At 67.5% G+C, this 12,186-nt stretch carries 14 protein-coding genes; 9 read left to right on the top strand and 5 right to left on the bottom strand.

All coding sequences use genetic code 11. The features are described from left to right. The 4 genes from WB461_RS05110 to WB461_RS05095 form a co-directional block, all read left to right on the top strand. Positions 1–419, top strand: a 419-nt coding sequence (locus WB461_RS05110) for a glycosyltransferase (protein ID WP_423851638.1), incomplete at its 5' end; no start/stop codon positions are given. Beyond that, positions 416–901 carry a YbjN domain-containing protein gene (locus WB461_RS05105; protein ID WP_423851637.1) on the top strand — a complete coding sequence of 162 codons (486 nt, stop codon included), beginning with the start codon at positions 416–418 and terminating at the stop codon, positions 899–901. The genes WB461_RS05110 and WB461_RS05105, both read left to right, overlap by 4 nt. 140 nt (positions 902–1,041) lie before the next feature. Beyond that, positions 1,042–1,707, top strand: a complete 666-nt coding sequence (locus WB461_RS05100) for a DsbA family oxidoreductase (RefSeq protein ID WP_423851636.1) — start codon at positions 1,042–1,044, stop codon at positions 1,705–1,707. Positions 1,708–1,725: 18 nt separating this feature from the next. Then, positions 1,726–2,469, top strand: coding sequence for a phosphoglyceromutase (locus WB461_RS05095; protein WP_423851635.1), 744 nt, complete (start codon positions 1,726–1,728; stop codon positions 2,467–2,469). Positions 2,470–2,487: 18 nt separating this feature from the next. Here the strand turns inward: WB461_RS05095 and WB461_RS05090 are convergent, their stop codons facing one another. Together WB461_RS05090 and WB461_RS05085 are read right to left on the bottom strand one after the other, a co-directional pair. Then, positions 2,488–3,168, bottom strand: coding sequence for a response regulator (locus WB461_RS05090; protein WP_423851634.1), 681 nt, complete (start codon positions 3,166–3,168; stop codon positions 2,488–2,490). Beyond that, positions 3,165–4,301: a sensor histidine kinase gene (locus tag WB461_RS05085; RefSeq protein ID WP_423851633.1), complete on the bottom strand. Its 1,137-nt coding sequence runs from the start codon at positions 4,299–4,301 to the stop codon at positions 3,165–3,167. The genes WB461_RS05090 and WB461_RS05085 overlap by 4 nt, the downstream gene beginning before the upstream one ends. A 133-nt stretch (positions 4,302–4,434) precedes the next feature. Here WB461_RS05085 and phoU point away from each other — a divergent pair, with 133 nt between their 5' ends. Continuing rightward, on the top strand, positions 4,435–5,076 hold the full coding sequence (phoU, locus tag WB461_RS05080) for a phosphate signaling complex protein PhoU (protein WP_423851632.1): 642 nt from the start codon (positions 4,435–4,437) through the stop codon (positions 5,074–5,076). Positions 5,077–5,144: 68 nt separating this feature from the next. Here phoU and WB461_RS05075 read toward each other — a convergent pair whose 3' ends face one another. Then, positions 5,145–5,681 carry a hypothetical protein gene (locus WB461_RS05075; RefSeq protein WP_423851631.1) on the bottom strand — a complete coding sequence of 179 codons (537 nt, stop codon included), beginning with the start codon at positions 5,679–5,681 and terminating at the stop codon, positions 5,145–5,147. A gap of 187 nt (positions 5,682–5,868) precedes the next feature. Between WB461_RS05075 and WB461_RS05070 the strand changes: the two genes are divergently transcribed. After that, positions 5,869–6,354, top strand: a complete 486-nt coding sequence (locus WB461_RS05070; RefSeq protein WP_423851630.1) for a CarD family transcriptional regulator — start codon at positions 5,869–5,871, stop codon at positions 6,352–6,354. 88 nt (positions 6,355–6,442) lie between these two features. Here WB461_RS05070 and ispF read toward each other — a convergent pair whose 3' ends face one another. Then, positions 6,443–6,919: a 2-C-methyl-D-erythritol 2,4-cyclodiphosphate synthase gene (gene ispF / locus WB461_RS05065; protein ID WP_423851629.1), complete on the bottom strand. Its 477-nt coding sequence runs from the start codon at positions 6,917–6,919 to the stop codon at positions 6,443–6,445. A gap of 56 nt (positions 6,920–6,975) precedes the next feature. Here ispF and WB461_RS05060 point away from each other — a divergent pair, with 56 nt between their 5' ends. Continuing rightward, entirely contained in the window at positions 6,976–8,478 is a 1,503-nt protein-coding gene (locus WB461_RS05060) for a molybdopterin-dependent oxidoreductase (RefSeq protein WP_423851628.1), read from the top strand. A 3-nt stretch (positions 8,479–8,481) separates the two neighbouring features. Here WB461_RS05060 and WB461_RS05055 read toward each other — a convergent pair whose 3' ends face one another. Continuing rightward, positions 8,482–9,723: a peptidase C39 family protein gene (locus WB461_RS05055; RefSeq protein WP_423851627.1), complete on the bottom strand. Its 1,242-nt coding sequence runs from the start codon at positions 9,721–9,723 to the stop codon at positions 8,482–8,484. 104 nt (positions 9,724–9,827) lie between these two features. On the opposite strand from WB461_RS05055, the gene cysS reads away from it, so the two are divergent. Next, on the top strand, positions 9,828–11,240 hold the full coding sequence (cysS, locus tag WB461_RS05050; protein WP_423851626.1) for a cysteine--tRNA ligase: 1,413 nt from the start codon (positions 9,828–9,830) through the stop codon (positions 11,238–11,240). Between the two features lies 1 nt (position 11,241). Next, a complete protein-coding gene (rlmB, locus tag WB461_RS05045; RefSeq protein WP_423851625.1) occupies positions 11,242–12,186 on the top strand; it encodes a 23S rRNA (guanosine(2251)-2'-O)-methyltransferase RlmB in 945 nt (314 codons plus the stop codon).

The following is a 12,186-nucleotide window of genomic DNA, read 5'->3' as shown; positions in this document are numbered from 1 at the left end:
GCGTCGAGCTCGGCATCCGTGAGCAGGTGCGATTCGTGCCGACCGTGGACCAGCGCGGGCTGGCGCAGTGGTACGCCGCTGCTGCGGTGGTGTGCGTGCCCTCCTACAACGAATCGTTCGGCCTGGTCGCGCTGGAGGCGCAGGCCTGCGGCGCGCCGGTCGTCGCGGCCCGCGTGGGCGGACTGCCGACCGCCGTCTCGGACGGGGTCACGGGGGTCCTTGTCGACGGGCACGATCCGGCTGACTACGCCTCGGCGCTGCACCCGTTGCTGACCGATCCTGAGCTGCGCGAGGCGATGAGCCAGAAGGCTGTTCGCCACGCCGAAGGCTTCGGCTGGGACGTCACCGCCGACCGCACGCTACAGGTTTATGACGAAGCGATCGATTCGCACCGCACCGAACAGGAGGCCCAGGCATGACCGATGTGCGCGCCACGATCGTCGACGCCCTCAAGGCGGCGGAGCTCGAGTACACCGAGCACTCGTCCGGGACGTTCGAGATAACGCTGCCGGGGGAGCGCAAGCTGCAGACGACCTGCCGGCTCGAGATCGGCAAGCACGCGCTGGGCGTTCACGCCTTCGTGTGCCGCAATCCCGACGAGAATCACCAGGCGGTGTATCGCTGGCTGCTCGAGCGCAATCTCAAGATGTTCGGTGTGGCGTTCGCGGTCGATTCCGCAGGAGACATCTATCTGGATGGTCGGCTGCCGCTGCATGCCGTGACCGGCGACGAGATCGACCGGGTGCTCGGGGCCGTGCTGACCTACGCCGATGAATCGTTCAACACTCTCCTCGAGCTCGGATTTGCGTCGTCGATCCGCAAGGAGTGGGAGTGGCGGGAGTCGCGGGGCGAGTCGACCCGCAACCTCGACGCCTTCAAGCATCTACGCCCCGAGCGCTGATCTGCCAGCACTCGGTGGGAGCGCGAGTAGCCGGGTCCAGCGGGCGGGGCGAGGAGGAGTCGCTGGCCATCGCCGACATCTTGTCCTGAGTCGATACCGTGGGATGCGATGAGTGCAGATCGCTATCTCCCCGAGCAGCCATGAAGGCGACGATTTTCGTCGACGTCGTCGACCCCTGGGCGTACATCGGAGCCACCCGATTCGAGCGGGCCGCCGCGATGTTCTCGATCCTCACCGGCGAGCCGGTCGAGCTCACCCTGCGGGCGTTCCAGATCGAGCCGGATGCGCCCAGCGACGGCCGGCGGTTGATGGATGCGGCGACGGACGAGCTCGGCGGTCTGGACAAGGCCGAGCTGCTCAACGTCCAGGTGACCGCAGCGGCGCGGATCACCGGCATCGATCTCAACTTCGACGAGGCCGTGCGGGCCAACTCCTTCGACGCGTGGCGATTGCTGACCTGGGCCGACGAGGTCGGTCCCGGCCTGCAGCGTGACCTCGCCCACCAGCTGTGGCGGGCGCACTTCCTGGAAGGTGCCGACATCGGCGATCCGTTCACGCTGGCGACTCGCGCCGCTCTCGTCGGCCTCGAGCTGGAGACCGCCGAAGGATTGCTGGCGAGCACCGAGTACGCCGATGAGGTGCGCACCCAGGTTGCGACCGGTGTCGCGCTCGGGATCACCCAGCTGCCGTACGCCGTGATCGAGCAGCAGTGGACCCTCGCCGGCGTCCACTCGCAGAACGACTACGTGCAGGCACTCACCCAGATCCACCAGGACTGGAAGGCCGCTGGCCCGACCTCCGAGTGAGGCCCTAGGCTCGTGGCCATGAGCACCCTGATCCTGCTGCGTCACGGTCACAGCGAGTGGAACGCCAAGAACCTGTTCACCGGTTGGGTAGACGTCGACCTCAACGAGCAGGGTCTGACCGAGGCCTCCCGCGGCGCAGAGCTGCTGGCGGAGGCAGGGCTCGCGCCCGACGTACTTCACACCTCCTTGCTGCGCCGGGCGATCCGCACGGCCGAGATCGTGCTCAACGGCATCGACCGGCACTGGATCCCCGTGCACCGGTCCTGGCGGCTCAACGAGCGTCACTATGGTGCGTTGCAGGGCAAGGACAAGAAGGCCACGCTCGCGGAGTTCGGCGAGGAGCAGTTCATGATGTGGCGTCGGTCCTACGATGTGCCGCCACCGCCGCTGGACGATGACTCCGAGTTCAGTCAGGCGTCCGATCCGCGCTATGCCGTCCTGCCCGACGAGCTGCGCCCGCGTACGGAGTGTCTGGCCGATGTCCTCGACCGGATGCTCCCCTACTGGTACGACTCGATCGTCCCCGATCTGCTCGACGACCGCGTGGTCCTGGTGACCGCGCACGGCAATTCGCTGCGGGCGCTGGTCAAGCATCTGGACGGTCTCAGCGAGGACGCCGTCGTCGGCCTCAACATCCCTACCGGCATCCCGCTGGTCTACGAGCTCGACGACGACCTCCGGCCGACGGTGGCCGGTGGCACCTATCTGGATCCCCAGGCTGCCGCTGACGCCATCGCGGCCGTGGCCAACCAAGGCCGCTGACCGGAGTCGTCCGCAGGCTCAGGTGTCGTACTTGTAGCCCAGGCCGCGCACGGTCGTCAGCGTGAGGGGGTTGGCCGGGTCGGCCTCGATCTTTGCCCGCAGGCGCTTGACGTGCACGTCCAACGTCTTGGTGTCGCCCACGTAGTCCGCACCCCAGACCCGGTCGATGAGCTGTCCGCGGGTCAGCACTCGGCCGGGATTGCGCAGGAAGTACTCCAACAGCTCGAATTCCTTGAGTGGGAACTTCGTCTCCGTGCCATCGATCGTGACGAGATGCCGGTCGATGTCCATGCGGACACGGCCCAGCTCCAGCGAGGCGTTGTCGTCGACCTCGTCCGCCGTGCCGCGGCGCAGCACCGCCCTGATCCGCGCGACGAGCTCGCGAGGCGAATACGGCTTGGTCACGTAGTCGTCGGCACCAAGCTCCAGTCCGACGACCTTGTCGACCTCGGTGTCCTTGGCGCTGACCATGATGATCGGTACGGAGGAGATCTGACGCAGCGCACGACACACCTCGGTGCCGGACAGGCCCGGCAGCATCAGGTCGAGCAGCACGATGTCGGCGCCGCCCCGGTCGAACTCGGTCAGCGCCTCGGGGCCGGTCTCGGCGATCGCGACCTCGAAGCCTTCCTTGCGAAGCACGTACGACAACGCCTCGCTGTAACTTGTCTCGTCCTCGACAACCAGTACCTTCGTCACGCGTGCTCCTCATCCATGTCGTGTTGGTGGGCTGGCAGCACCAGCGTGAAGGACGAGCCGAGTCCCGGCTCGCTCCAGACCTCGACCGTGCCGCCATTGCTGGCCGCGACGTGCTTGACGATCGACAACCCCAGGCCGGTTCCACCGGTCGCCCGAGCCCGCGCCGGGTCGACGCGATAGAAGCGCTCGAAGATCCGGTCCAGCTCGTCGCCCGGAATGCCGATGCCGTTGTCGGTCACGGTCAGGCGAATGTTCCGGCCGTCGGCCTGCGCCGTGACAGTCACCCGCGAGCCGTCGGGGCTGTAGGTCACCGCGTTCTCGACCAGGTTGCTGACCGCGGCGTGCAGCTGCGCACGGTCGCCATGGACGTACAGATCAGGTTCGACCGAGCTCGCGAGGTGAATCTTCTTGTGCTCGGCCTCGGTGGCCGAGTGTTCTGTGGCCTCCGAGACCAGCTCGCCGATCTTGATCGTCACGGCTTCGTCGCTCAGCGTGTCGTTCTGCAGCCGGGACAGGTCGATGATCTGCTGCACGAGGCGGGTCAACCGCTCGCTCTCAAGGTGCATGCGCCCGGAGAACCGGAGGACGGCCTCGGGATCGTCCTTGGCTTCGCCGACCGCTTCGGCGAGGAGGTTGAGCGCTCCGACGGGAGTCTTGAGCTCGTGGCTGACGTTGGCGACGAAGTCGCGGCGGATCGACTCGACCTGCTGCTCCCGGGTCCGGTCGTCGGCGAGGACCAGGATCAGGCGCGAGGTGAGCGGCGCGACTCGGGCGTGGACGTGCGACGTCGTGCCGCGCCGGGGTTGCAACGAGATGTCGGCCTCGCGGACCTGGCCGTCACGGCGCACCTGGCGCACGAGCTTCATCAGCTCGTCCGGCGCGAGACGGTCATGGTGCACGATGCCCATGGCCACGGCTGGCGCGGATGCCTTGACCACGGTGTCCGAGGAGTCGACCAGGACGGCAGAGGAGGACAGCACGGACAGGACCAGCTCGGCACCCGACGGCACGAGCGGCGCCGGTTCTGGCGCTCCCGCGGCTCGGCGCTCGCTGAAGCGCCAGAGGTACGCGATCATCGCTCCGGCGACGACTCCGATCGCTCCGGCGATCAACATCCCTGCGCTGGTGTCCACACGATTGATCGTAGGGGGCAAGGTGCGGGCGGCGTCCACTGTGGAGGCTGCGACGACGGTGCTTTCGGTTGCTGTTCACGGCGCGTTCACCGTGGGTCGCCCATTATTCACGCCCGCTCACTAGGGTGGGGGCATGCGTGATCAGTATTACGAACAACTTGATGCCATCGTCGACGACCTGGTGAACCTGACCGGGACCGTCCGAAATGCCGTTGCCAATGCGACCAAGGCGCTGCTCGAAGCGGACGCTCAGGTCGCCGAGTCCGTGATCGCCGGCGACCGCGACATCGACGAGGCGACCGAGATCATCGAGGAGCGAACCCTGCTTCTGCTCGCCACTCAGCAGCCGGTCGCAACCGACCTGCGGCAGCTTGTGGCGACCCTCCGCATGCTCACCGACCTGCAGCGCATGGGCGACCTGTCCGTGCACGTGGCCAAGGTCGCTCGGCGCCGCATGCCGGATTCCGCGGTGCCTGCACACCTGCACCCGACGATCGTTTCGATGGCTGCGGTGGCCGACTCCATGATCGAGGCGGCGTCCCGAATCGTGGCCAATCGCAACGTCGACGCAGCGAGCCAGCTCGAGGCCGAGGACGACGAGATGGACCGCCTTCGCAAGGAGCTGCTGCGTGCGTTGCTGGGTGGCGACTGGACCTATGGTGTCGAGCCGGCCGTCGACCTGGCGCTGCTGGCTCGCTACTACGAGCGTATCGGCGACCACGCTGTCTCGATGGCTCGCCGCGTCGTCTACCTGGTGACGGGCCGGATCAACTGACCCGGTGCCACGAACGAAGAACCCCCGCTGCCTGCAGGCAGCGGGGGTTCTGTCTGTTCGGGTTGGGGCTACTCCGAGCCCTCGCCGCTGACGTCGGACGGCGCAAGCCCATCGCTGCCGGCAACCTTGGCGTACTCGGGGGTGCGGGCCACGACGGGCGCCTGGATCGTGACCGGTGCTGCGTCGCTGAATGTCAGGGTGACCCGGACGTACAGGCCGGCAGTGGCGCCGTCCGCGACCTGAAAGCCGCCGGCGTCTGACGCCCCGCCGACCGTGGTCAGGTCGCCCGCCGGGAGCGGAAGCGACATCTTGGCGCTACGTACCGGCAGCGTCTTGCCGTCGAGCGTCGTGACGGCGATCGAGGAGAGGGTCTGGTCGGACTCGGTGTTGTTCGCGATGCCCGCGGACAGGGTGGCGGACTTGTCCTCGTTCATGACGAACAGCGTGCCGAGCACGTCCATCTCGCCACGATGGTTGGCACCGACCGCGGGCTGATAGACCTGATTGGTCTGGGCGTTGAATCCCGTGCCACATCCGCCGAGGGTCAGGGTGGCTGTCACGGCGAGGGCGGTGGCCGCGAGGCGGCGACGTCGTACGGTGCTCACCAGATCACTGCTTTCGGTCGGTGGTCGATGTGTTCGCAGGGGCGCCCACGATCGTATCCGAGGACGGCCGCGGCCTGCCCTTTGACCTGCCGCGACTACGTCTGCTATGGCGCTGAAGGACTGAAACGGCAGGGATGGTTGTCGGCCGCACATGTTATCCTTGTCACCTACGAAGGGTGTTTTCTCTATGACTTTTACTGTCGGCGAAACCGTTGTCTATCCCAATCACGGTGCGGCAGTCATCGAGGACATTGAGACTCGGACGATCAAGGGCGAGGAGCGTGAATACCTTGTCCTGCGGATTGTCTCCCAGAACGATCTGGTCGTGCGTGTCCCCGCGTGCAACCTCGATCTGGTCGGAGTTCGCGATGTTGTCGACGAAGCGGGACTCGAGCGTGTCTTCGGGGTGCTGCGTGCCGAGCACGTCGAGGAGCCGACCAACTGGTCGCGGCGCTACAAGGCCAACCTCGAGAAGCTGCACTCCGGTGACGTGCTGAAGGTCGCCGAGGTCGTTCGCGACCTGTGGCGTCGCGACCACGAGCGCGGACTGTCGGCTGGCGAGAAGCGCATGCTCGCCAAGGCCCGCCAGATCCTGGTCTCCGAGCTCGCGCTGGCCGAGAAGACCAACGAGGACAAGGCCGAGACCCGGCTCGACGAGGTCCTCGCCTCCTGAGCTGATCGACCGAACGCAAGCCCCCGTCTCGACGAGACGGGGGCTTCGTCGTGTTCGGGTGGTTCGCGGGGTCCAGCGAATCAGAAGGTCAGCGGGGCAGGACCAGGGCGGTGGCGATCGCCGCGATGCCCTCGCCGCGGCCCGTGAGCCCGAGGCCGTCCGTGGTGGTCGCCGAGACGCTGACCGGGGCGCCGATCGCGTCGCTGAGGACCCGTTGAGCCTGCTCGCGTCGCCGTCCGATCTTCGGGCTGTTGCCAATCACCTGCACCGATGCGTTACCGACGATCCAGCCGAGCTCACGCAGGCGCCGGGCCGTCTCCTCGAGGAAGTCGATCCCTGAGGCGCCGGCCCATTCGGGGTCGCTCGTACCGAAGTGGCTGCCGATGTCGCCCAGCCCGGCCGCACCAAGCACGGCGTCCACGATCGCGTGCGCCGCGCAGTCGCCGTCGGAATGTCCATCCAACCCGTGCTCCTCATCCGGCCACTCCAGGCCGGCGAGCCACATCGAGCGTCCGGGCACCAGTCGATGGATGTCTGTCCCGATGCCGATGCGCGCGGATGTCACAGGTTGATCATGCCGTACGTCCGGCGGACCCGGGCAGGGCACGGGAGAATGAATGGGTGAGCTCTCGACGAAACACCGCCAGCGGAGTTCTGGCCGCCATCGCCGCGATCGCCGCGAGCGAGGCACTGGCCGCGCTGCTCGATCTGCGAGAGTCCCCGGTGCTTGCAGTGGGCCAGTCGGTCATCCGACTGACGCCCGGCGCACTTGCAGAGGCGATCATCGGCGTCGTGGGGCAAGCCGACAAGCCGCTCGCCATCGGCGGCGTCGTGCTGGCGATCGTGGGTCTTGGTGCCCTGGTGGGCCACTGGTGGTCCGCCCACCGACTCAGGTCGTTCCTGCTGGTGGGCGTGCTGGTCGTGCTGGCCTCGGCCGCCGTCCTGTCCCGCCCCTACGGGACCGCGGCCGGGGTGTTCGCCAGTGTCGCGGCGGGCGTGGTCGTGCTGGGCGTGCTGCAGCTCCTGCTGCGCGACAATTCCGAGGATTCGGCCGATCTGTCTCGCCGGTCGTTCTTGCGCACGTTTGCGGTCCTCACCGTCGCGACGGTCTTCATCGGAGCCGCCGGGCAGGTGCTGGCCTCGAGGCACCGACGTCGTCAGGCGGTCGAACGTGTCCGCGGCTCGCTGCGACTGCCGAAGCGGACGTCATCGGCCCCGGCCGGCGCCGATCTGGAGATAGCCGGGCAGGGTCCGTGGCTGACGTCCAACCGAGACTTCTACCGCATCGACACGGCGTTGTCCCCGCCCCTGATCGATCCCTCGCAGTGGTCGTTGCGCATTCATGGCATGGTCGACAACGAGCTGACCCTGACGTACCAGGACCTGCTCGATCGCGGTCTCGAAGATGCATGGATCACGATCTGCTGCGTCTCCAACCCGGTCGGTGGAGACCTGATCGGCAATACCGTCTGGGGCGGAGTGAGGATCGACGGGATCCTCGAGGAGGCCGGCATTCAGGCCGGCGCGGACGCTCTGCTGTCGACGTCAGACGACGGGTGGACGTGCGGCACCCCACTCTCTGCGCTGACCGATGGCCGGAACGCACTGCTGGCACTGACGATGAACGGTGAGCCGCTGCCGATCGTGCACGGATTTCCGGTTCGCCAGGTCGTCCCCGGCCTGTATGGCTACGTCTCGGCGACCAAATGGGTGGTGGACTGGGAGGTGACCCGCTTTGCGGACTTCGAGGCCTACTGGACGCAGCGGGGGTGGGGAGAACGTGGCCCGGTGAAGACCGAGTCGCGGATCGACGTGCCCAGTGGTGCGCAGCCCATCGAGACCGGGACGACCACGGTCGCCGGAGTCGCCTGGGCGCAGGGAGTGGGCATCGCGGGCGTCGAGGTGCGTGTCGACGAAGGCCCGTGGCAGAAAGCCACTCTCGGAGCGGTCCCGAATGTCGACACGTGGGTGCAGTGGACGTACGACTGGTCGGCGACCCCCGGTGACCACACGATCGAGGCGCGGGCGACGAACGCCGACGGCGAGCCGCAGACCGGCGTACGCGCCGATGTGCTGCCCGATGGCGCGACGGGCTATCCAGGCATCAGCGTGACGGTGGCCTGAGGCTCACCACCGCGCGGTGTCTGCGGGGAGGGCGCGGCTCTTGGGGCGGATGACGTACACGACGCCTCCGCTGCCCTGGAGCCAAGCCTTCTCGAACTGCGCCCGGGAGTAGATCCGACGCACGGTCGAGTTCGTGGAGGCCGCGGGATCGTTGACGATGACGCGGCCGGAGGAGGAGAAGCCGCGGATGACGAGCAGGTGGCCCGGCGTCGAGGAGATCGGCGCCCCGGTCATGCCGCCCTTGGGATACGCGACGGATGCGACCAGCGGGATGCCGGCCTTGATGAATGATTCGGCTTCGCGCAACGAGTACAGCTTGGTCACGAAGGTGTCGAGTGAGTAGCCCGCGGCATACGCCGTGTTGAACGGCCAGTTGCCTGTGCCGTCGTATCGGTCGTCGAAGGTGTAGCGCGCCGCGTGGTCGACGAAGCCGTCCGCGTATCTGGTCCACGCGTAGTCCTTCGCCGTCGGACCGCGGCCGAAGTACCGCATGACCATCGAGGTCGAGGTCGGCGAGCACCACGCCTCACCGCCACCGCCCCACTGTGGGTACTCGCCGCGATGGATCATCTGGGACGAGCGCGGGACCGCGAGATCTCTGGTCGAGGTCATGGTCGTGGTGCTGGTGGCGATGGAGCGGGCCGAGAAGTTCGAGGCGACGCCGTTGACGGCGTACAACGTCGGCTGGTCCGGATCGCCGACGTGCCGCATGAGCATGACGCGGATCTGCCAGCCGTCGAACGTCTTGCCGCTGTTGGCGATGATCGTGTCGGTCGAGAGCCGGGCCAGATCGTCGCTCTGCGCGGACAGGGACGTCCGGCGGATGTCCTGCGTACCCAAGGCGTAGCGCGCCACCGTGTCCCAGCTGCCGATCGTGCTGCCGCTGCGGACCCGCACGTCGATGCGAGCCCAGGTGCCGTCCGGCGTGCCGATGCTCCAGGACGGGATCAGCGTCCGCGCCGAGAAGCCCGTGCTCTTCCACGGCGAGGTCCAGTATCCGCGGTGGTAGTGGCGCGGCCCACCACTGACTCGGGGGTCGTCGTACACAATGACCGAGGTCCCCGGGCCGAGCGTCATGGCACCGGTCTTGGCCGCCAAGCCGACCGAGGTGCCCCGAGCGAAGTCAGAGGTGCTGGTCCACCGGGCGAAGACGGCTCGGTCAGAGGTCGCCGCCGACACCGAGGTGGCAGGCAGGAACGCGACGCCGAGCGCAACCGCGAGCAGAAGCCGGGGAAGAGTGCGCATCGGCCCATGGTAGGTCAGCAGTGGGGCAGGTGGGGCGGATGTGACTGAAGTTCCTCGGCCGCGGGCCCGCTCGATCGCGGGTCTGGAGCCGATAGGGTTGTCCCGTGGCATTCCAGCTCTACGACACTGCGTCCAGGCAGATCAGCGAACTCGTCCCGGTGCATCCCGGACGTGTCTCGATCTACCACTGTGGCCTGACGGTGCAGGGCCCCCCGCACATCGGCCACATCCGCAAGGAGGTCGTCTTCGACGTGCTGCGTCGTTGGCTCGAGCGCTCCGGGCACGAAGTCACGATCGTCGCGAACGTGACCGACATCGACGACAAGATCCTGGCCCGCGCCGCCGAGCAGGACAGGCCGTGGTTCGCGGTGGCCTACGAGAACGAGCGGGCGCTGCATGCGGCGTACGAGGTGCTGGGCTGCGTGCCCCCGACCTATGAGCCTCGGGCGACCGGTGTCGTGCCCGAGATGATCGAGATGATGCTCACGCTGATCGAGCGAGGTCACGCATATCCTGCCGCCGATGGCTCCGGCGACGTCTACTTCGACGTGCGCTCGTGGCCTGAGTATGGCGTGCTGTCCAATCAGCAGATCGATGACATGCAGGCGGCGGAGGATGCGCCGCCCGAGGGCAAACGAGACGCTCGCGACTTCGCGTTGTGGAAGGGCAGCAAGCCCGGTGACCCCGCTTCGGCCTCGTGGCCGACGCCCTGGGGTCGGGGTCGTCCAGGTTGGCACCTGGAGTGCTCGGCCATGGCGTCGAAGTATCTCGGCGACGAGTTCGACATCCACGGTGGTGGGCTGGACCTGCGCTTCCCGCATCACGAGAACGAGCTCGCGCAATCGCGTGGCGCTGGGCAGCGGTTCGCCCGGGTGTGGATGCACAACGCGATGCTCAACCTGTCCGGCGCCAAGATGTCCAAGTCGGTGGGCAACACGTTGATGGTCAGCGAGGTCGTCAAGCGAGCCCGCCCGATCGACCTGCGTTACTACCTTGCGGCTTCCCACTACCGCTCGATCGTCGAATTCTCCGAGGAGTCGCTCGCCGAGGCCGCCACGGCGTTCCAACGGATCGAGGGATTTGTGCGCCGCGCCGCTGATCTGGTGGGGCCCGGCGAGCTGGGCATTCCTTGCGCGGACTTCGTCGCAGCGATGGACGACGACCTGTCCGTACCCACGGCCCTGGCGGCTGTCCAGGCCGTGCTGTCGGAGGGCAACAAGCTCCTGGCCGGGGGCGTGAGCGACACGTTGCGGGGTGTCCTGGGGAGCGTACGGGCGATGCTCGACGTGCTCGGTTTGGATCCGCTGTCCCCGACGTGGGACCGTGGGGGTGACGATGCGGCGTACGCGCAGGTGATCGACTCCCTCGTGGGTGGGCTGCTGGAGCAGCGCCAGGAGGCGCGAGCCAGCAGAGACTTCGCTGCCGCGGACCGGGTCCGTGACCAGCTCACGACCGCCGGCATCGAGATCGAGGACACTCCGCAGGGCGCGAGATGGTCCGTGAAGGGCGACAACTGACATGCCAGGCAACAGCAAGCGCAAGGGCGCGATCAAGAAGACCGGCAAGGGCAACCCCACGGCCGGATCGGGTGGACGCCGCCGCCAGGGTCTTGAGGGCAAGGGTCCGACCCCGCGGGCGGAGGATCGTCCGAACCACAAGATCTACAAGATGAAGAACGCGACCCAGAAGCGTGAGGCCGCACGGCCCAAGCGCAAGCAGGGCGATGCTGCCGAGTGGGTTGCCGGTCGCAACTCGGTGCTCGAGCTGCTCAAGGCGACCGTGCCGGTGCACGCGCTGTATGTCGCCGAGGGCACCGACCGCGACGAGAAGGTCCGCGAGATCTTCAAGCTCGCCGCCGAGCAGCACGTCAGCCTGCTCGAGATCGGTCGGATCGAGCTCGACAAGCTCACCGGTGGTGCGGTGCACCAGGGGATCGCGGCGAAGCTCAATGCGTACGAGTACGCCAATCCTCAGGATCTGCTCGACTTCGCGGCCGAGCGCAACGAACCCGCGCTCATCGTGGTGCTCGACGGCGTGACCGACCCCCGCAACCTCGGCGCGATCATCCGCTCCGCCTCGGGCTTCGGGGCCCATGGCGTCGTGATCCCCGAGCGGCGGGCAGCTCAGATCACCGCAGCGGCGTGGAAGACCTCGGCCGGGGCAGCTGCCCGGGTGCCGGTGGCTCGCGTCACCAATCTGACCCGCACCCTCAAGCAGTTCCAGGAACAGGGCTGCATGGTCATCGGCCTGGCCGCTGACGGCACGGTCGACGTGGCGCAGTCGCAGATGGTCGACGGTCCGGTCGTCGTCGTCATCGGTAGCGAGGGCAAGGGACTGTCCAGGCTGGTCGGCGAGACGTGCGACGAGATCGTGTCGATCCCGATGAGCACGGGCTTGGAGTCGCTGAACGCGGGCGTCGCCGCCGGTATCGCCCTGTACGCGATCGCCCAGGTTCGCGGCTGA

Source organism: Aeromicrobium sp. (assembly GCF_049587115.1).
Lineage (GTDB): Bacteria > Actinomycetota > Actinomycetes > Propionibacteriales > Nocardioidaceae > Aeromicrobium.
Note: the sequence above shows the minus strand (reverse complement) of the source record. Positions and strands in the feature narration are given on the sequence as shown.

Coding starts and splice junctions, on each gene's coding strand:
- WB461_RS05105 (WP_423851637.1), top strand. CDS start 416: ATGACCGATGTGCGCGCCACGATCGTCGACGCCCTCAAGGCGGCGGAG.
- WB461_RS05100 (WP_423851636.1), top strand. CDS start 1,042: ATGAAGGCGACGATTTTCGTCGACGTCGTCGACCCCTGGGCGTACATC.
- WB461_RS05095 (WP_423851635.1), top strand. CDS start 1,726: ATGAGCACCCTGATCCTGCTGCGTCACGGTCACAGCGAGTGGAACGCC.
- phoU (WP_423851632.1), top strand. CDS start 4,435: ATGCGTGATCAGTATTACGAACAACTTGATGCCATCGTCGACGACCTG.
- WB461_RS05070 (WP_423851630.1), top strand. CDS start 5,869: ATGACTTTTACTGTCGGCGAAACCGTTGTCTATCCCAATCACGGTGCG.
- WB461_RS05055 (WP_423851627.1), bottom strand. CDS start 9,723: ATGCGCACTCTTCCCCGGCTTCTGCTCGCGGTTGCGCTCGGCGTCGCG.
- rlmB (WP_423851625.1), top strand. CDS start 11,242: ATGCCAGGCAACAGCAAGCGCAAGGGCGCGATCAAGAAGACCGGCAAG.